The organism is Curtobacterium sp. GC_Cur_3, from assembly GCF_026544205.1.
Taxonomy (GTDB): Bacteria; Actinomycetota; Actinomycetes; order Actinomycetales; family Microbacteriaceae; genus Curtobacterium.
The window spans coordinates 1-19,482 of sequence record NZ_JALNUI010000004.1 but is presented as its reverse complement, the minus strand read 5'-3'; the positions used below and the strand labels follow the sequence as shown (position 1 = coordinate 19,482).

Annotated in this window: 16 protein-coding genes; 8 read left to right on the top strand and 8 right to left on the bottom strand. The window is 71.9% G+C overall.

Annotated features, from left to right (window positions below):
* Positions 1–2: 2 nt before the first annotated feature.
* On the bottom strand, positions 3–311 hold the full coding sequence (gene rplU / locus OXR63_RS02800) for a 50S ribosomal protein L21 (RefSeq protein WP_071274205.1): 309 nt from the start codon (positions 309–311) through the stop codon (positions 3–5).
* 175 nt (positions 312–486) lie between these two features.
* Here rplU and OXR63_RS02795 point away from each other — a divergent pair, with 175 nt between their 5' ends.
* On the top strand, positions 487–759 hold the full coding sequence (locus OXR63_RS02795) for a DUF4031 domain-containing protein (protein ID WP_267419910.1): 273 nt from the start codon (positions 487–489) through the stop codon (positions 757–759).
* 85 nt (positions 760–844) lie between these two features.
* On the opposite strand, the gene OXR63_RS02790 is transcribed toward OXR63_RS02795, so the two are convergent.
* Both OXR63_RS02790 and OXR63_RS02785 read right to left on the bottom strand, forming a co-directional pair.
* Positions 845–1,636 (bottom strand): hypothetical protein, encoded by a 792-nt coding sequence (locus tag OXR63_RS02790; RefSeq protein ID WP_267419908.1) that lies wholly within the window; start codon positions 1,634–1,636, stop codon positions 845–847.
* A 1-nt stretch (position 1,637) separates the two neighbouring features.
* On the bottom strand, positions 1,638–4,754 hold the full coding sequence (locus tag OXR63_RS02785) for an Rne/Rng family ribonuclease (protein ID WP_267419906.1): 3,117 nt from the start codon (positions 4,752–4,754) through the stop codon (positions 1,638–1,640).
* Between the two features lie 328 nt (positions 4,755–5,082).
* Between OXR63_RS02785 and OXR63_RS02780 the strand changes: the two genes are divergently transcribed.
* A complete protein-coding gene (locus OXR63_RS02780) occupies positions 5,083–5,682 on the top strand; it encodes a vitamin K epoxide reductase family protein (protein WP_267419905.1) in 600 nt (199 codons plus the stop codon).
* Between the two features lie 168 nt (positions 5,683–5,850).
* Positions 5,851–6,717: a DsbA family protein gene (locus OXR63_RS02775; protein ID WP_267419903.1), complete on the top strand. Its 867-nt coding sequence runs from the start codon at positions 5,851–5,853 to the stop codon at positions 6,715–6,717.
* A 68-nt stretch (positions 6,718–6,785) separates the two neighbouring features.
* On the opposite strand, the gene ndk is transcribed toward OXR63_RS02775, so the two are convergent.
* From ndk to ileS, 4 genes are read right to left on the bottom strand one after another with little or no spacing between them, the layout of a single operon-like run.
* On the bottom strand, positions 6,786–7,205 hold the full coding sequence (ndk, locus tag OXR63_RS02770) for a nucleoside-diphosphate kinase (protein ID WP_194627893.1): 420 nt from the start codon (positions 7,203–7,205) through the stop codon (positions 6,786–6,788).
* Between the two features lie 34 nt (positions 7,206–7,239).
* Positions 7,240–7,656 (bottom strand): DUF4233 domain-containing protein, encoded by a 417-nt coding sequence (locus OXR63_RS02765; RefSeq protein WP_267419901.1) that lies wholly within the window; start codon positions 7,654–7,656, stop codon positions 7,240–7,242.
* The gene (locus tag OXR63_RS02760) at positions 7,653–9,131 is read right to left on the bottom strand and encodes a bifunctional folylpolyglutamate synthase/dihydrofolate synthase (protein ID WP_267419899.1); all 1,479 of its coding nucleotides are present in this window, start codon (positions 9,129–9,131) and stop codon (positions 7,653–7,655) included. The genes OXR63_RS02765 and OXR63_RS02760 overlap by 4 nt, the downstream gene beginning before the upstream one ends.
* Positions 9,128–12,382 (bottom strand): isoleucine--tRNA ligase, encoded by a 3,255-nt coding sequence (gene ileS, locus OXR63_RS02755; RefSeq protein ID WP_267419898.1) that lies wholly within the window; start codon positions 12,380–12,382, stop codon positions 9,128–9,130. Before ileS ends, OXR63_RS02760 begins: the two co-directional genes overlap by 4 nt.
* Positions 12,383–12,629: 247 nt before the next feature.
* On the opposite strand from ileS, the gene OXR63_RS02750 reads away from it, so the two are divergent.
* Entirely contained in the window at positions 12,630–13,661 is a 1,032-nt protein-coding gene (locus tag OXR63_RS02750; protein WP_267419897.1) for a cation diffusion facilitator family transporter, read from the top strand.
* Positions 13,662–13,665: 4 nt separating this feature from the next.
* Here the strand turns inward: OXR63_RS02750 and OXR63_RS02745 are convergent, their stop codons facing one another.
* Positions 13,666–14,265, bottom strand: coding sequence for a TetR family transcriptional regulator (locus OXR63_RS02745; RefSeq protein ID WP_267419896.1), 600 nt, complete (start codon positions 14,263–14,265; stop codon positions 13,666–13,668).
* Between the two features lie 61 nt (positions 14,266–14,326).
* On the opposite strand from OXR63_RS02745, the gene OXR63_RS02740 reads away from it, so the two are divergent.
* The 4 genes from OXR63_RS02740 to OXR63_RS02725 all read left to right on the top strand — a co-directional run.
* Entirely contained in the window at positions 14,327–15,928 is a 1,602-nt protein-coding gene (locus OXR63_RS02740) for an ABC transporter substrate-binding protein (RefSeq protein WP_267419895.1), read from the top strand.
* An 88-nt stretch (positions 15,929–16,016) separates the two neighbouring features.
* The gene (locus tag OXR63_RS02735; RefSeq protein WP_267419893.1) at positions 16,017–17,072 is read left to right on the top strand and encodes an ABC transporter permease; all 1,056 of its coding nucleotides are present in this window, start codon (positions 16,017–16,019) and stop codon (positions 17,070–17,072) included.
* Complete coding sequence (locus OXR63_RS02730) at positions 17,069–17,944, top strand: ABC transporter permease (RefSeq protein WP_267419891.1); 876 nt, start codon at positions 17,069–17,071, stop codon at positions 17,942–17,944. Before OXR63_RS02735 ends, OXR63_RS02730 begins: the two co-directional genes overlap by 4 nt.
* On the top strand, positions 17,941–19,482 hold a 1,542-nt coding region (locus OXR63_RS02725), incomplete at its 3' end, for an ATP-binding cassette domain-containing protein (protein ID WP_267419889.1). The genes OXR63_RS02730 and OXR63_RS02725, both read left to right, overlap by 4 nt.

Genomic DNA, 19,482 nt, shown 5'->3' with positions numbered 1-19,482 from the left:
CCTTACGCGATCTTGGTGACCTTGACGCGCGTGAGGTCCGCGCGGAAGCCCTGGCGCTTCTTGTAACCGGTCTTGTTCTTGAACTTCTGGATGATGACCTTCTTGCCGCGGAGGTCCTCGAGCACCTCGGCGGTGACGGTCACCTTCGCCAGGTCGGTCGCGGCGGAGGTGATGGTGTCACCGTCCACGAGGAGCACGGGCGCGAGCTCGATGTTGCCCTGGTCATCGGCCTTCTTGCGATCGATGGTGAGGATCGTGCCGACCTCGACCTTCTCCTGACGGCCGCCGGCGCGCACTACTGCGTAAACCACGTGGAAATCCTTACGTAACTCTGCTTGAGGGAAGTCTCGGGTGTCTGTTCCTGCGCGACCACCGGCGGAACCGGTGGCCGGCGACACAGGCAGAACGGCCCGTTGACACCAGGGATCGAGCGTACTCGATGGGCATGGGTCCGGTCAAACGGCGACACGCGCCTAGCATGGACACGTGACCGTGTTGATCGACCCACCGACGTGGCCCGCCCACGAAACCGTGTGGTCGCACCTCGTCAGTGACCTATCGTACGCGGAGCTCCACGAATTCGCAGCACGTGCCGGTGTGCCACGCCGGGCGTTCGACCACGACCACTACGACGTGCCGCAGGCCCGCTACGACGAACTGGTCGCGCTCGGCGCGACGCCGGTGTCCGGGCGCGAGCTGGTGCTCCGCCTGATCCGGAGCGGTCTGCGGGTCGCTCAGCGGGACAAGCGCGGCTTCTGAGCCGCCCCCAGCACGGACAGGAGGCCCGTGGCGGGGTCGCCACGAGCCTCCTGTCCGGTGGGTGCCATGACCAGGGCACGTCGGGTCAGCGACCCGGCGGCGGTCCCCACTGCTGCTGCGGGGGCGCCCACTGCTGGGCGGGCGGCTGCTGGGGCTGCACCGTCGCCGGCGGGACCGCGTCCGCCGGACGGACCGTGCCCGGCGTGCCGGAACCCGGGCGTCCGGTGCGGCCACGGGGACGGCCGAGCCAGAGCCACGCCACCGTGGCGGCGGCGAGGAGCATCGCGGTGAGCGGCACACCGCGTTGCAGCGGCGACGTCAGGACGTCCGTCACCAGGCGCCTGGGCCCGTCGTCGACCGCGCCGTAGGCACCCGTGACGATCCCGACGAGCGCCAGGGCCAGCGTGCCGGCGGCGCCGCCGAGGACCGCGCGGAGCAGGACGACGGGCAGCGGGCTGCGCCGGGTGATCGGCGTGAGGAACGCCAGCGCCAGGAAGGCGCCCGCGTAGAACGGGAACGGCGTCAGGAAGACGGCCGTGGCGAAGCTCAGCACGACGCTGTGACCGCCGTAGGAGCCGAACGGGCCGACGTACAGGCTCGTGCCGATCATCCCGATGAGGCCGGACAGGGCCTGCACCGCGAGCACCCCGACGACCGCGATGGCCGCTCCGGCGACCGCAGCGCCGGAGGCACCGGGCGCGAAGGCCCTGGTCGGGTCCCCCGCCCGCCGGGGCGGCCGGGGCGGGTGGTACCCGCCGCCGGCCGGTCCGCCGCCGCGCTGCTGCTGCTGGGCGTACTGCTGCGGCGGCTGCTGCTGCCACCCGGCGCCGTAGTACCCGCGGTCGTCTGGTTGCGGGCGGTGCTCGGGGTTCGCCACCTTAGCTCCCCAGGATCACGGTGCCGTCGTCGGAGGCCGCACCGTCGGTGGTCGCCGGGGCGCTGATGCTGCCCGACGAGACACGGCGCGACCGGGACCGTCCCTGACCGGGCTGCTTCGGCTCCGGGAGCGCCTGCAGGACCGAGTCGAGGAGGGAGTCCGCGTCGGGTGCCTTGCGGGGCTCGCGCTTCGTGACCGCGACGGGGATGTCGAGGATGGCGACCGTGGTGTCGGCCGGGGTGACCGTGGCGGACGAGGACGCCCGACGACGGGTCGGCGGGGTCGACGGGGTCGACGGCTCGGGTGCCGGCGCGGTCGCTGCGTCGGCCGTCGGCGTGGTCGCGGCCGGCGTGGTCGCGGCCGGGGCCTCGGTCGACGCGGCGGTGCGCTCGGTGGGAGCGACCGCCGGGGCGGCGGTGGCGGCGGCCGGGGCCGGCAGCGTCAGGACGCCGTCGGTCGATGCCGGGGCGCTCTGCTCGGAGCTGGCACGACCACCGCGACGACGACGGCGCTTGGGGCCACCCTCGGTCGACGTCTCGGGGGCATCGGCGGCCGCGGGGGCCGCCGACGCTGCCGGTGCGGCGGGTGCGGCGGGTGCCGAAGCCGGGGACGACGACGACTCGGGAGCGGTCGGCGACGCGGCCGGCTCCTCGTGGCCGATGGTCGACGCGGCGATCCGGGACAGCGCGTGCTTCACGTCGTCCGTGATCTGGTGTGCGTGCGACGCCTTCTGCTCGCCGCCGGAGCCGTTCGACCCGGACCCGTTGCCGTTCCCGTTGCCGTTGCCGCGCGGCCCGTTCGAGCTGCCGGCCGAGGACGCACCCTCGGAGCCGTTGCCACGCCCCTTGCGACGCCCCTTGGAGGGACCGGGGTCGGCGTTGTTGTCGTTGACCTTCGCGTTGACCTCGTCGAGGGACTCGCGCAGGCCGACACCGATCTTCTTGCGGGTCATCTGCACGAGGCCGAGCGAGGTGACCTCGGCGACCTGGTGCTTCGTGCGGTCGCGGCTGAGGCACTCGACGAGACGACGCAGGACGAGGTCACGGTTCGACTCGAGCACCATGTCGATGAAGTCGACGACGATGATCCCGCCGATGTCCCGCAGCCGGAGCTGACGGACGATCTCCTCGGCGGCCTCGAGGTTGTTCTTCGTGACGGTCTCCTCGAGGTTGCCCCCGGAACCGACGAACTTGCCCGTGTTGACGTCGACCACGGTCATGGCCTCGGTGCGGTCGATGACGAGCGAACCACCCGAGGGCAGCCAGACCTTGCGGTCCAGGGCCTTCTCGACCTGCTCGTTGAGGCGGTGCTCCTCGAAGGAGTCCGGGCCGTCGTAGAGCTCGACGCGGTCCTTGAGGTCGGGCGCGACGGCGTCGAGGTACTCCTCGATCGTCTCGCGGGCGGCGTCGCCGTCGATGATGAGCTTCGTGAAGTCCTCGTTGAAGACGTCGCGGACGATCTTCACGAGCAGGTCGGGCTCCGAGTGGAGCATGACCGGCGCCTGGCCGACAGCGACCTTCTTCTGGATGGCCTCCCACTGCGCGGTGAGGCGCTGGACGTCGCGCGTCAGCTGCTCCTCGGTGGCGCCCTCGGCCGCGGTGCGGACGATGACGCCGGCGTGCTCGGGCAGGACCGCCTTGAGGATCTTCTTCAGGCGGGCGCGCTCGGTGTCCGGGAGCTTCCGCGAGATGCCGTTCATCGAGCCGTTCGGCACGTAGACGAGGTAGCGACCGGGCAGCGAGACCTGGCTGGTCAGGCGGGCGCCCTTGTGGCCGACCGGGTCCTTCGTGACCTGCACGAGGACCTTGTCGCCCGGCTTGAGCGCTGCCTCGATGCGGCGGCCGTGGTTGCCGGTCTCGACGGAGTTCCAGTCGACCTCACCGGCGTAGAGCACGGCGTTGCGGCCGCGGCCGATGTCGACGAAGGCGGCCTCCATCGACGGGAGGACGTTCTGCACCTTGCCGAGGTAGACGTTGCCGATGAGCGACACGTTGTGCGACTTGGTGACGTAGTGCTCGGCGAGGACGTTGTCCTCGATGACGCCGATCTCGATCTTCTCCGCGCTGGAGCGGACGATCATCTGGCGGTCGACGCTCTCGCGGCGGGCGAGGAACTCGTCCTCGGTCACGACCTGGCGACGGCGGCCGGCGTCACGGCCGTCGCGGCGACGCTGCTTCTTGGCCTCGAGACGGGTGGAGCCCTTCACCTTCTGGGGCTCGGTGATGTACTCGACCTCGCGGCGGCGGGGCTCCTGGTGGTCGCGCGGCTCGCGGGGCTCACGGTCGGCGCTGCTGCCACGACGACGGGTGCGACGACGGCTGCCGGACTCCTGGTCGTCGTCCTCGTCCCAGCGGTCGTCCCGGTCGGACCGGGCGCCGCGGACGGGGAGCTCCGGCAGGACCGGGGCGTGGAAGATCAGGCTGAGGGTGGAGGTCGCCTTGGGGGCCTCGGCCGCGGGGGTCGCGGGCGCGGCGGGCTCGTCGGTCGCGGCCGTGTCCGAGTCCGTCGGGGTCTCGTCGTCGGCCTCGGTGTCGCCGTCCTCGTCGGACCAGCGGAGCGCGTTGCGGGCGGCGGCCGTGGTGGCCCCCGTCGCGGCGACCGTGCTGGTCTCCGTCGCGGCGGCCGTGGTGGCCCCCGTCGCGGCGACCGTGCTGGCCTCCGTCGCGGCACCCGTGCTCTGCTCCGGGGTCGTCGCCAGCTCGTCCGCCAGTGCAGCGGCGTCGGCCACGGCGGTCTCGGGCGCGTCGTCCGCTCCGGCGGCCTCGGCCACCGCGGCGACCTCGGCGTCGGCTGCCTGGGCGGCGACCGCCTCGGCGTCCACGACCGGCAGGTCACCGGTGAGGGTGCTGACGTCGTGGGCCACCGCGGTCGCGCCGGTCTGCACGTCGACCTGCACGGAGACCGAATCGGTCACGACCGGCTCGGTCGTCTCCGTCGCGGCCTGCTCCGGTGCGCTCGGCTCGGACGCCCCGGTGGTCTCGACCGCGTCCGTGGACGTCGGGACGCCCCCGGCGGTCTGCTGCCCCGACCGGGCGCGGCGTCCGCCGAACAGGCGGCCCCGTCGCTTCGGTGCGTCGTCGTTGTTGTCGTTCGCGTTGTGTTCGCTCTGCTCCACCATGGACTGGTGCACTCCTCGACCCCGCGCTGGCCCTGTCGGGTGGCGGGAACTCTGTGGTTGTGGCGGGCGGCGGCCACGCCACCCGCACTCGCTGGTCAGTGACCGTCCGGCGTCGACATCTCGTGTCCGCCCGAGCGGAGCACCCGGCCCCACCCGGTCCGGCGTCGGAAGTGACGCGTCGTCCGGTCACGGCACGCTGTCACCGTGCCTTGTTCGTCCGGGCTGTCGCCCGGAAAGCTCTCGTCGTCACACGGATCGGCCGTGCGACGACTGTCATTGTCGCACGCGACGACGGAGAACGGTCGGAGGCCCGTGTCATGATGACGCCGTGACCACGACAGCACCCACCACCCGTCGTCCCGTCGCGATCGCGATCCTGCTCCTCGTCACCGGCGTCGTCGCGCTCTACGCGGCGTTCCGCCTGGTCCTCGACGAGTTCGCGAAGTACGAGAACCCGAAGGCGGTGCTCTCCTGCGACGTCAGTCCCTTCGTGAACTGCTCGGACGTCATGACGAGCGCGCAGGGGCACCTCCTCGGCTTCCCGAACCCGCTCATCGGCGTGATGGGCTTCGTGGCACCGATCGCCGTGGGCGTGGTGCTGCTCGCCGGGTTCCGCGGCACCAGGTGGTTCTGGATCGCGTTCAACGCCGGCGTGTTCCTGGCGTGGGTGTTCGTCACGTGGCTCTTCACGCAGACCGTCTGGTTCATCGGCGCGCTCTGCCCGTGGTGCATGCTCGTGTGGGCGATGACGATCCCGATGTTCTGGGTGTTCACGATCTGGAACCTGTCCCGGGGCACGTTCGGTGACGGTGGACGTCGCATCGGCCGGGCGCTGCTGCCGTTCTGCTGGGCGTTCCCCCTGGCGAACTACCTCTTCATCGTGGTGACGATCCTGATCAAGTTCCCCACGGTCCTGTCGTTCCTGTGACGCGGACGCCGGGTCCCGTGGCCCGGACGACCGGTTCTCCTGACGCGCACGCCGGTGTTCTCCTGACGCGCACGCCGATGCGAACTCGGTGACGTGTCACCCGATTCCTGGGCTCTTCTCAGCCAGGACGCCGCGTCGGCGCGTCGGCAGCCGTTACGCTCGTTCCCGATGAGCGACAACGAGAGCAAGAAGGCTCGCAGGAACGCGGCCCGCGAGCGCGCCGCCGCCCAGCGCGCGAAGGACCAGGCCCGCAGGCGCCGCAACCGCACGCTGACGATCAGCGGCATCATCGTCGGGGCCCTGGCGATCGTCGCGGTCGTGGTGCTGGTCATCGCGAACTCGGTGCAGCCGGCGGGCCCGGGGCCGAAGAACATGGCGAGCGACGGCATCGTGCTGCAGGGGCAGAACGGCAAGATCGTCCCCGTCGAGACGAAGGCGATCCCGGAGAAGGGCAAGCCGACCGCCACCAAGCAGGACAGCTCGGTCGCGAACATCACGGTGTACGAGGACTACATGTGCCCCGTCTGCAACCAGTTCGAGACCGGCAACATGCCGCAGATCAAGAAGTGGGTGCAGGACGGCTCGGCCACGCTCGAGATCCACCCGTTCAACCTGCTCGACCGCGTCTCGCTCGGCTCGAAGTACTCGACCCGTGCCGCCGCCGCTGCGGCCTGTGTCGCGAACTACGACCCCGACGCCTTCCTCGACGTCAACACGGCCTTCTACGCCAACCAGCCGTCCGAGAGCACCCGCGGCCTGACGAACCAGAAGCTCGCGGACATCGCCGAGGGCGCCGGTGCCACCAACAAGGACGTCGCGTCCTGCATCACGGACCAGCGCTTCGCCAACTGGGTCGCCGACGCCACGAACCGCGTGCTCACCGAGCCCCTCGCGAACTCGGACGTCCCGAAGCTCACCGGCACCCCGACGGTCATCGTCAACGGCAAGCAGTACAACGCCGACAACACCAGCGCCTGGAGCGACACCGACTCCTTCGCCGCGTTCGTCGAGCAGAACGGCGGCTCGACCAAGTAGCCCGCACGACGAAGGCCCCCGCACTCAGTGAGTGTGGGGGCCTTCGTCGTTCGCGGGTGCGCGATGCGTCAGGAGAACCAGAGGCCCAGCTCGCGGGCGGCCGACTCGGCGCTGTCGGAGCCGTGCACCAGGTTCTGCTGCACCTTGAGGCCCCAGTCACGGCCGAGGTCACCGCGGATGGTGCCGGGCGCGGCCGAGGTCGGGTCGGTGGTGCCGGCGAGCGAGCGGAAGCCCGCGATGACGCCGTTGCCGGCGACGCGCACGGCGACGACCGGGCCGGACTGCATGAACTCGACGAGCGGCTCGAAGAACGGCTTGCCCTGGTGCTCCTCGTAGTGCGCGTCGAGGAGGTCACGCGGGGCGGTCAGCATCTTGAGGTCGACGATCTCGTAGCCCTTGGCCTCGATGCGGCGCAGGACCTCACCGGTGAGCTGGCGGGCGACGCCGTCGGGCTTGACGAGGACGAGGGTCTCTTCGAAGTCGGACACAGCGGTGCTCCCTGGAGTTCGGGGGTGGATGGGATCAGTCCTCGGCGGCGGCACGTCGTGCAGCGGCGTTCTGGCGGTCGAGCTGCGCGCCCTTGGCGAAGCAGAACACCCACAGCGCCAGGAACACCACGCCCACCGCGAACATGAACGGCTCGATGAAGCCGGTCGCGAGGATGGCCGCCTGGAGCAGCCACCCGAACCATACACCGGCACGACTGCCGGTCAGACGCGACGCGAGCGCCAGCACGACGATGGCCGCGAGGCCGCCACCGAAGGCCACTCCGGCGGGCAGGGTGTGCTTGCCGAACACGACGAGCATCGGGAAGAAGAACATGATCGCCTCGAGCACGAGCGTGATGGAGAGCAGGCTCTCCTGGGCTCCGCGGTCGCGTCGCGGTCGCCGCGTGCGCGGCTGTCGACCCGGCCGGGAGGCTCCCCCTGCGTCCGTCACTTCGCCCCGCCTTCCCGGTGGACCAGCTCCATGACGGCGCCCACCATGACGATCGACCCGGCGACGAGCACCATGGCGTCGTCGGCGTCGTCCTCGTCCGCGAGGTCGCGGGCCTCCTGCAGGGCCTGCGCGAGCACCGGCTCGACGACGACGCGGTCGCCGCCGACCTCGTCGACCACGATCCGCGCGAAGGCGTCGGCGTCGAGCGCCCGCTCCCCCGGCGGCTGGGTCACGACGAACGTCCGGACGGTGTCCCGGAGCGCCCGGACGAACCCGCGCGCGTCCTTGTCGGCGAGGATGCCGACCACGCCGACGACGTGTCCGGAGGGGAACGCGACCGGCAGCGCCTCGGCGAGGGCCTTCGCGCCATGGGGGTTGTGCGCGGCGTCGACCACGACGGTCGGGTCCTGGGCGATGGGCTGCAGGCGACCGGGACTGGTGGCGCCGGCGAGCCCCTCGCTGAGGACGTCCTGGTCGAGCGGCTGCGACCCGCGCCCGATGAACGACTCGACCGCGGCGATGGCGACGGCGGCGTTGTGGGCCTGGTGCGCGCCGAACAGCGGCAGGAAGAGGTCGTCGTAGCGCCCGGCCACGCCCTGCACGGTGATGAGCTGGCCACCGACGGCCGGGGTGACGTCGAGCACGCTGAAGCCCTTGCCCTCGACTGCCAGGGACGACTCGGTGAGCTCGGCGGCCCGCTCGAGCTCGGCGAGCGCCTCCGGCACCTGCGCGCTCGACACGACCGCCGAGGACGGCTTGATGATCCCCGACTTGGTCCGGGCGATCTCGGCGACGGTGTTGCCGAGCTGCTTGGCGTGGTCGATGGCGATCGGGGTGAACACCTGCACCTGGCTCTGGACGACGTTGGTGGAGTCCCACTCGCCGCCCATGCCGACCTCGATCACGGCGACGTCGACGGGCGCCTCGGCGAAGCACGCCAGGGCGAGCACCGTCAGGGCCTCGAAGAACGTCAGCGGGAGCTCGCCCTTGGCGGTGAGCTCGGCGTCGGTCATGTCGAGGATCGGGGTGATGTCGTCCCAGTTCTCGACGAGGCGGTCGGCCGCGATGGGTTCGCCGTCGATGACGATGCGCTCCCGGATCGACACCAGGTGTGGGCTCGTCATGAGTCCGGTGCGGAGTCCGTGCGCGCGGATGATGCTCTCGGCCATCCGGGCGGTCGAGGTCTTGCCGTTCGTGCCGGTGATGTGGATGACCGGGTACGCCAGGTGCGGGTCGCCGAGGAGCTCGACGGCGCGCCGGGTCGCGGTCAGCCGGTGCTCGGGCGACTGCTCGCCGATCCTGGCGTACAGGGCGGCCTCGACGCGCTTGACCTCGTCGTCGTCCCCGCCGAACGGCACGGACTCGGCCGGGTTGGTGTCACCGGACGGTCCGACGGGGATCTCGATCCCGTCGGCGTCGTGGCGGATGCCGTCGTCCTGACCGTCGTCGTGCTGGTCGTGGTTGCTGTCGCTCATGCGCGTGCCACCTCCACGGACACCTTTGCACCGTCACCGACGACGGTGCCCTCGCCGTCGGCGAACGTGGTCTCCACCACGTCGATGGTCGTTGCGAGGGTCTCCCCCGCGATGAGGTCCTGATGGGTCCGGACGGCGTCCGCGGCCACGGTGTCGGCGCCGAGCGTCAGGACGATGCGGTCGCTGACGTCGAGGTCGGCGTCACGACGGGCCTGCTGCACGGCACGGACGACGTCGCGGGCGAGCCCCTCGGACTCGAGCTCGGGCGTGGTCACGGTGTCGAGCACCACGAACCCGCCGCCGTCGAGGAACGCGACCGCGGTGGCGGCGTCGGCGACGGTGAGGTCGAGCGTGTACTCGCCCTCGACGAGGTCGATGCCACCGACGGTCACGCCGGTGTCGGTCGCCACCCAGTCGCCCTTCTTGGCGGCCGGGATGACCTGCTGCACGGCCTTGCCGATGCGGGGGCCGGCAGCGCGGGCGTTGACGGTGAGCTTGCGCTCGATGCCGTACTGCGCCAGCGACTCCTCAGCCTGGGCCTCGAGCACGACCCGCTTGACGTTGAGCTCGTCGCGGAGGATGTCCGTGAACGGCTCGACGGCGTCGCTGTCCGGCAGCACGAGCGTCAGCGTGGCGAGCGGCAGGCGCACACGCTTGCCCGTCGCCTTGCGGAGCGCGAGGCCCTTCGAGGCCACGTCCCGGACGCGGTCCATCCCCGTGACGAGGGCGTCGTCGGCGGGGAACTCGGCGGCGTCGGGCCAGTCGGTGAGGTGCACGCTGCGGCCGCCGGTCAGGCCCTTCCAGATCTCCTCGGACACCAGGGGTGCGAGCGGGGCCGCGACCCGCGCGAGGGTCTCGAGCACCGTGAAGAGCGTGTCGAAGGCGTCCTTCGCCGAGGACGACGACGCGGCGCCGAGCCAGAACTTGTCACGCGAGCGGCGGACGTACCAGTTCGTGAGCACGTCGGCGAAGTCGCGGATGGCCTGCGCCGCGAGCGGTGTGTCGAGCGCGTCGAGGTGCGTCGTGACGTCGGTGACGAGCACGCGGGTCTTCGCGAGGAGGTACCGGTCGAGGACGTCGGTGCTGTCCGTGCGCCGCGATGCCTGGTAGCCGTCGGCGCCGGAGGCGTTCGAGTACAGCGTGAAGAAGTAGTACGTCGACCAGAACGGCAGCAGGAACTCGCGGACGCCCTGGCGGATCCCCTCTTCGGTGACGACGAGGTTGCCGCCGCGGATCACCGACGAGGACATCAGGAACCAGCGCATCGCGTCGGCGCCGTCGCGGTCGAAGACCTCGGAGACGTCCGGGTAGTTGCGGAGCGACTTCGACATCTTCTGGCCGTCGGACCCGAGGACGATGCCGTGGCTGATGACGTTCGTGAACGCCGGTCGGTCGAACAGCGCGGTGGAGAGCGCGTGCATGACGTAGAACCAGCCGCGGGTCTGCCCGATGTACTCGACGATGAAGTCGGCGGGGCTGTGGGTGTCGAACCACTCACGGTTCTCGAACGGGTAGTGCACCTGGGCGTACGGCATCGACCCGGAGTCGAACCAGACGTCGAACACGTCGGAGATCCGGCGCATGGTCGAGTTCCCCGTGGGGTCGTCGGGGTTCGGGCGGGTCAGGTCGTCGATGAACGGGCGGTGCAGGTCGACGTTGCCCTCGGCGTCCACCGGCAGGCGGCCGAAGTCGCGCTCGATGTCCGCCAGTGAGCCGTAGACGTCCTGCCGCGGGTACGCCGGGTCGTCGGACACCCACACCGGGATCGGCGTGCCGAAGTAGCGGTTGCGGGAGACCGACCAGTCGATGGCGTTGCCGACCCACTTGCCGAACTGGCCGTCCTTGACGTTGTCCGGCACCCAGGTGATGTCCTGGTTCAGCTCGCCCATGCGGTCGCGGATCTCGGTGACGCGGACGAACCACGACGAGACGGCCTTGTAGATGAGGGGCTTGCGGCAGCGCCAGCAGTGCGGGTAGCTGTGCTCGTAGGACGCCTGGCGGAGGAGCCGTCCGGCGTCGCGTACGGCCTTGGTCAGTGGCTTGTTCGCGTCCGACCACAGCAGGCCGGCCACGTCGCCGAACTGCGACGTGAAGACGCCGCCCTCGTCGAGGGAGAGCACCACGGGGATCCCGGCGGCGGCACAGACCTCTTGGTCGTCAGCGCCGTACGCCGGGGCCTGGTGCACGATGCCGGTGCCCTCACCCGTCTCGACGTAGTCCGCGACCAGGATCTTCCAGCCGTTCTCCATGCCCTCGGTGTCGGCGAGGTGGTCGAACAGGCGCTCGTACTCGACACCGTCGAGCTCGCGGCCCTGCAGCTCACGCGTGACGGCCGCGACAGCGGCCTCGGCCGTCTCGTAGCCGAGGTCCTTCGCGTAGGCGGCCACGGTGTCGGCGGCGAGCATGTAGCTGTCAGAACCGGCGCTGCCGCCGTCAGCGGAGCCTCCCGGCCCAGCCGGAAGCACCACGTAGGCGACCGCCGGCCCGACCGCCAGCGCGGCGTTCGTCGGGAGCGTCCACGGGGTCGTCGTCCAGGCGAGCGCCCGCACGCCGTCCAGACCGAGCTCGGAAGCGCGGGCCCCCTGCAGCGGGAAGGACACCGTCACGGACTGGTCCTGGCGCATCTGGTAGACGTCGTCGTCCATGCGCAGCTCGTGGTTCGAGAGCGGGGTCTGGTCGTTCCAGCAGTACGGCAGGACCCGGAAGCCCTCGTACGCCAGCCCCTTGTCCCAGAGCTGCTTCCACGCCCACAGCACGCTCTCCATGTAGGTGACGTCGAGGGTCTTGTAGTCGTCCTCGAAGTCGACCCAGCGCGCCTGGCGGGTGACGTACTGCTGCCACTCGTCGGTGTACTGCAGCACCGACTTCCGCGCCGCGGCGTTGAAGACGTCGACGCCCATGGTGTCGATCTCGTGCTTCTCCGTGATGCCGAGCTGGCGCATGGCCTCGAGCTCGGCGGGGAGCCCGTGCGTGTCCCAGCCGAAGCGGCGGTGCACCTGCTTGCCGCGCATGGTCTGGTAGCGCGGGAAGACGTCCTTCGCGTAGCCGGTGAGCAGGTGCCCGTAGTGCGGCAGGCCGTTCGCGAAGGGCGGGCCGTCGTAGAAGACCCACTCGTCGCAGCCGTTGCGGGCCTCGATCGACGCGCGGAAGGTGTCGTCGCCCTTCCAGAAGGCGAGGATCCCCTGCTCGACGGCGGGGAAGGAGGGCGACGGGGTGACGCCGTCGGTGTTCGAGGTGAGCGGGTAACGCACGGGGGCTCCTGTGGGTTCGGTTCGTCTCCACGAGGACGGGGCCCGAGGGCTCCGCGGTACCACCTCGCTTGCCGTGCCGGTGGGACCGGGACGACCGCTCGTCGTCGGGGATGGTGACGGTCCCGAACCCGTCCGGTTCTACTGACGGCCCGTCGAGACGGTCCGCGTTCTTCCGGATGACTCCCCGGTGATGGCCGGATCGATGCCTGTGGAACACGACTTTACCGGACGGGAGCATGCTTGAGTGATGCCGTCGTCTGAACAGCAGCAGGACCGTCCCGAGTCCATGCTGACCGTCATCATCGCCTTCGGGGCGAACCTGCTCGTGGCCATCGCGAAGTCGATCGCTGCGCTCGTCTCCGGGTCGGCGTCGATGGTGGCCGAGGCCGCGCACTCGTGGGCCGACACCGGCAACGAGATCTTCCTGCTCATCGCCGAGCGGCGGGGAGCGAAGAAGCGGGACGCGGCTCACCCGCTCGGGTACGGCCGCGAGACCTACATCTGGTCGATGTTCGCCGCGTTCGGGCTGTTCACCGCCGGCGCGATCGTTTCGATCTACCACGGCATCTCGGAGCTCGGGGAGACCGGGCCGGCCGAGGACGTCGTGCTCAACTACGTCGTGCTCGCGCTGTCGTTCTGCCTCGAGGGCACGAGCTTCCTGCAGGCGTACCGCCAGGCGCACGGGGCGGCGACGAAGCGGAAGGTGCCGGTGCTGCGGCACGTGCTGCAGTCCTCCAACCCGACGCTCCGTGCCGTCTTCGCCGAGGACGCCGCCGCCCTCGTCGGCCTGGTCATCGCGTTCCTCGGGGTGTTCCTGCACCAGGTCACCGGCCTGGCGGTCTTCGACGCCATCGGCTCGATCGCGGTCGGCCTGCTGCTCGGCGTCGTGGCGATCGTGCTCATCGACCGCAACCGCCGGTTCCTGCTCGGCGAGAGCACCTCCCCCGAGCTGGAGAACGCGGTGCTCGTCGAGCTGCTCGCCCGCAAGCAGGTCGAGCGCGTGACCTACCTGCACCTGGAGTTCGTCGGGCCGTCCCGCGTGTACCTCGTCGCGGCGGTCGACCTCACCGGCAACGAGGACGAGTCCCACGTGGCCGTCCGACTGCGGGACGTCGAGAAGTCGCTCGAGGAGAGCCAGTACATCGAGGAGGCGGTCCTCACCCTGAGCTACCCGGACGACGTGGCGCTCGTGCCCACCGGCGACGAGATCCCGCAGACCGTGCGGGACGGGACGGTGGAGGACGTGGCGTCGGGCGGCGCGGGGACGCTGCGGGCCTGACGCCTCAGCGCGCGTCGAGCCCCGCGACCACCGGGGTCAGCGCCGCGGCGACGTACTCGACGAGGGCCCGGCGGCCGACCCCGTCTGCGACCCACACCCCGAACGCCGCCGCCGCTGCCCCGAGCATCGCGCCCGACACCGTCTGCGGCCAGAGCGCCCCGGCCTGCTCCCCGGTCCGCCGCCCCACGAACGCGGCGACGGCGGCGTGCTGGGCCATGACCCGCGCGGCCACGCTGGCGACGAGCTCGGCACCGATCCCCATCACCTCCGCCTGCGCCACCGCCCACGGCACCCGCTCCGGGTCGTGGGCACGGGCTGCGGCGAGCAGGGCGTCCTCGACCGCGCGGACGGCCGTGGGCTCGGTGGACGCCGCGAGCAGCTCCGGCAGCGCGGCGACGGCGGCGTCGAGCTCGAGCCACATCACGTCGGACTTCGCCGGGAAGTAGTTGAAGAAGGTCGCCCGGCTGACCCCGGCCCTGGCGGCGACCTGGTCCACGGTCGTGCGGCCGTAGCCCTGTTCGAGGAACAGCTCCGCCGCCGCGTCCGCGAGCACCTCGGCGCTCGAGCGGCGTGGTCGTCCCCCGCGGCGACTGCGTTCATCCATGTCCCCATTGAACAGCTAGACTCGGTTCGCCATGATGTTGGACTCAGTACAGAAAGCTCGGATGCGCGCTGCCAGCGCTGTCGCGGGCGCCGCGACGATCCTGCTCGCCCTGACGGCCTGCACCGGTTCGGGCGCGAGCACCACGAGCAGCACCCCGGTCGCCGGCGGCACGCTCACGTACGCCTCGGGCGACGCCGAACCGACCTGCCTCGACCCGCACGTCGGCGGCAACTACCCGCAGGCGCTGCTCTCGACCCAGTACATCGAGGAGCTCGTCGGGCTGCGGGACGGCATGCCCGTGCCCGCCCTCGCGACGAAGTGGACCACGAGCGACGACGGCAGGACCCTGACGTTCACGCTCCGCGACGACGTCACGTTCACCGACGGCACTCCGTTCGACGCCGCCGCCGTGGTGCGCAACATCGAACACGTGCAGGACCCGAAGACGGCGTCGAGCACGGGCTACCTCGCGCTGCAGTCCATCACGACAGCGACCGCCACCGACGACCACACCGTCACGCTCGCGCTGAGCCGCCCGGACAGTGCCCTGCTGGAGTCCTTCTCGCAGCCGTGGGTCGGCATGGAGAGCCCGAAGGCGCTCGACCGCTCACAGGCGGTGAACTGCGAGTCACCCGTCGGCACCGGCCCGTTCACGATCACGAACTGGAAGCACGGCGACCGGGTCACGCTCGCGAAGAACGCGGAGTACTGGGGGTCCACCAAACCGCGCCTCTCCGGCATCACGTGGCGCTTCCTCCCCGACGCCACCTCGCGCTACGCGGCGCTGCAGTCCGGCCAGGTCGACGTCATCGACAACGCGCAGCCCGACCAGCTCAAGGCCGCGTCCGCGAAGGCCGCCATCCGCGACCTCGACGCCCCGCGGCCCGGTGCGTCGAACCGCCTCGAGCTGAACTCCGGGCACGGCGTGTTCCAGGACGAGGCCGTGCGCAAGGCCTTCATCGCCGGCGCCGAGATCAACCCCGGCATCAGCTCGCTGTTCCTCGGCACCGCGAAGCGCTCGTACTCGGTGCTCTCCAGCGTCGAGCCGTACGGGTACTCCGACGAGCAGCTGTTCGACCACGACCCGTCGAAGGCGAAGCAGCTCCTCGACGACGCCGGCTGGAAGGTCGGCAGCGACGGCGTCCGGGAGAAGGACGGCAAGCAGCTCACGGTCACGTTCCCGGTCTCGACGAACCAGTCGGTCCCCGCCGAGCGCAGCCTGTTCCAGCAGATCCAGGCGTCCGAGGCCGAGGTCGGCATCAAGGTGCAGCTCGAGGAGCTCGACCTGTCCAGCTGGTACGGGGCCCTGGCGAAGAACCAGTACGACGTCGTGAGCGCCCCGTACACGAAGGTCGGCGCCGACGTGCTCCGCATCCTCTACGACAGCGCGAGCATCACCCCGGCACCGTCGGGCTACTTCGCCAACCTCGCGCAGCTCGACGACCCGGCCGTGGACGACCTCCTGCAGCGTGCGGCACGGACGTCCGACTCCGGCGAGCGCGGCACCCTGTACAAGGAGGCGCAGCAGAAGATCCTGGCCAGCGGCACGGTCCTGCCGCTCTACGACCAGCAGAACCACTTCCTGTACCGCTCGGCCGTCCACGGCATCGAGACCACCGCGGTCTCCACCCCGTGGTTCGGCACCGCCTGGATCGACCGCTGACGCGGTGACGGACAGGAGGCTCCCCAGGCGTCCCACAGACGGGCGACGCTCCGGCGCCGCTGCGGTCGCAGGGCACTGGTCGCGCTGGGTGCTCCGGCGTGCGGTCGGCGGCATCGGGGTGCTCTGGGCGGTGGCGACGATCGTCTTCGTCGCCATCCGGCTCATCCCCGGTGACCCGGCGCTCGCGGTCATCGGTGGACCGGGGTCGCAGGCCTCGGCCGCCGCGGTCGCGCAGGTGCGCCAGGACTACGGCTTCGACCGGCCGGTGCTCGTGCAGTACGCGGTGTTCCTCGGCCGCCTGGCGTCCGGGCAGCTCGGGGACTCGTACGCGTTCCGCACGCCCGTGGCGACGCTCCTCGGGCAGCAGCTCCCGGTGACGCTGACCCTGGCGGTCGCCGGGCTCGTCGTCGCGTGGGTGCTCGCGATCGTCGCCGCGTGGTGCTCCACGCAGCGTGGCCGGGTCGCCGCGGCGCTGACGAGCGCGATCTCGGTCACGGCGAGCGTCACGCCGCACTTCTGGCTCGGCAGCGTCCTGATCGTCGTCTTCGCGAGCGCTCTCGGCTGGGTGCCCGCGGTCAGCGACGGCAGCGTCCGGGGGTGGGTGCTCCCCGTGCTGACGGTCGCGGTGCCGGTCGCCGGGTACCTCGCCGAGACGGTCCGCGACGGCGTGGTCGACGCCCAGCGCTCGGCCTTCGCGCTCGCCGCCCGCGGCCGGGGCGAGACCCGCGCCGGTTTGTTCGGACGCCACCTGCTCCGGCACGCGGCACTGCCCGGGATCGCCCTGTCCGCCTGGGCCTTCGGGTCCCTGGTGTCCGGGGCCGTCGTCGTGGAGTCGGTGTTCGCGCTGCCCGGCATCGGGCGTGCCCTCGTGACCGCCGTGACCCAGCGGGACATGCCGCTCGTGGCGGGCATCGCACTCGTCTCCGCGGCGGCCTACGTCGTGGTGCTCGCGGTGGCCGACCTCGTCGAGCGGGCCGTCGACCCGCGCGGTTCCCGCGCTCCCGATGCGCCGAGATCGCACTCCGTGTCGGGTCCTGGCGCTGGGAGGCGACACGGAGTGCGATCTCAGCGGGCTGGCGACGCCAACGCCGGGGACGCCGGGGCCGGGGCTGCCGGGGCCGGGCACGGGGCGGGCGCGCGGTGAGCGGGATCGCCGAGCCGAGCCTCCCGGCCGACACCGGCAGCGGCCGTGACCGGTCCGAGCGGTTCCGTGGGGGGACGCTCGGACCGGCCGGTCTGGTGGCGGCGGGGGTCGTCGCGCTGGCGGTCGTCGCCGCCGTGTGGCCGGCGGTGCTCGGCGGCGCGCACCCGCTCGCGGTGCACCCGACCGAGGCGCTGCTCGCTCCCGGCCCCGGCCACGTGTTCGGTACGGACGAGTCCGGGCGTGACGTCCTGGCGCGGGTCGTGGCCGGCGCCCGCGCGAGCCTGCTGGTCGGGGTCGTCGCGACCCTGGTCGGCGGGGTCGTCGGGGTGGTGCTCGGCGTCGTGGCCGGCCTCGGCGGACGGGTCGTCGACGCCGTCGTCGGGCGCGTCACCGAGGTCGCGTTCGCCCTCCCCCTGCTCCTCGTCGCGCTCGTCGTCATCGCGGTGACCGGGCCCGGTCCGGTGCCGGCGATGCTCGCGGTCGGGTTCGCCACGGCGCCCGGTTACGCCCGCATCGTCCGGGGGCTCGTCCGGTCGGCACGGTCCTCGCAGGTGGTCGAGACCGCGGTGCTGCTCGGGCGCTCCCCCGCCCGGATCGTCATCCGGCACGTGCTGCCCGCCGCGCTGTGGCCGGTCGTCGCCGTGGGCACGCTCGGCATCGGGCAGGCGGTCGTCTGGGCCTCGGCGCTGAGCTACCTCGGCGTCGGGACACCGCCGCCGGCACCGGAGTGGGGCGCGATGCTGGCCGACGGCCGCACGTACCTGCTGACCGCGCCGTGGATGAGCACCTTCCCCGGGCTGGCGATCGTCGTGCTCGCGACCGCCGTGACCGTGCTCGGCCGGGCACTCCGACGAACAGGAGCGCTGCGGTGAACGTCCTCGAGGCCCACGGACTGTCCGTCACGATCGGCGGCGAGGCGCTCGTCCACGACGTCGACCTGCACGTCGCTGCCGGCGAGTGCGTCGCGCTCGTGGGTGCGTCCGGCTCCGGCAAGACCGTCACCGTCCGGGCCCTGCTCGGGCTCTCCGCGTCCGGCTCCGCCGTCCGTGCCGAACGGCTCGAGGTCGCCGGGCTCGACGTCCGCGCCTTCACGGAACGGCGCTGGCGGACGGTCCGCGGATCGCGCGTCGGCTACGTCGGCCAGGAGGCCCTGGGCGCCCTGGACCCGCTGCGTCCGGTCGGGCGCGAGGTCGCCGACACCCTGCGGCTGCACACCGAGCTGAGCGCCAGGGAGCGCGTGGACGCCGTGCGCGACGCGCTCGAGGGCGTCGGGCTCGACCCCGCGATCGCCTCCGACGGGCGGCTCGCCGGCACGCTGTCCGGCGGCATGCGGCAGCGGGCGCTCATCGCCGCGGCGACGATCGGGGCGCCGGCGCTCGTCGTCGCCGACGAACCCACCACGGCGCTGGACGCCGGGGTCGCCGTCCGGGTGATGGAACAGCTCCGCGCGGCACAGGAGCGGGGCGCCGGGCTGCTCGTCGTGACGCACGACATCGGGCTCGTCGCCGGGTGGGCCGACCGGGTCGTCGTGATGGACGCCGGGCGGGTCGTGGAGTCGGGTCCGGTGACGCGGGTGCTGCGCGCGCCGGAGCACCCGGTGACGCGGGCGCTCGTCGCTGCTGCCGCGCACGGTGTCGTCGCCACGGCCCGTGCCGCTGGTGCCGGTACCGAAGCGCACGGTGCGCGGTCTGTCGACCGGTGCGAGGTTGCACACTCCGTGCGGGGGTCCGACCCTCGCACGGAGTGTGCAACCTCGCACGACCCGGCCCACAGCGCGGCCGTGCTGGTGGCGCAGGACCTGCGGAAGGCCTACGACCGCGTCGACGCCGTCAGCGGGGTGTCGTTCGGCATCGAGCGCGGGCGGTCGCTCGGCGTCGTCGGGGCGTCGGGCTCGGGCAAGACGACCGTCGTCCGGATGCTCCTCGGCCTCGAGGACCCCGACACGGGCACCGTGACCCTCGACGGCGAGCCGTGGGCACCGCTCCCCGAACGCGAGCGACGACCCCGACGCCGACGGGTCTCCGCCGTCGTGCAGGACCCCGGCGCAACGTTCGACGAGCGCTGGAGCGTGGAGCGGGTGCTCGCCGACGCGCTGACGGACGGCGCGGCTCGACGGGCGACGGGCGACCTCGGTGACCGGGTGGACCGGGCGCTGCGGCAGGTCGAGCTCGACCCCGCGCTCCGCAGCCGTTCGCCCCTGACGCTCTCCGGCGGGCAGCGGCAGCGGCTGGCGATCGCCCGGGCGCTGGCGACCGACCCGGCGGTCCTCGTGCTCGACGAGCCCGTGACCGCACTCGACGCGACCGTGCAGGACGCGGTGCTGACGCTCCTGGAACGGCTGCGGGAGCGCACCGGCGTCGCGATGGTGTTCGTCTCGCATGACCTGCGGGCGGTCCGACGCATCGCCGAC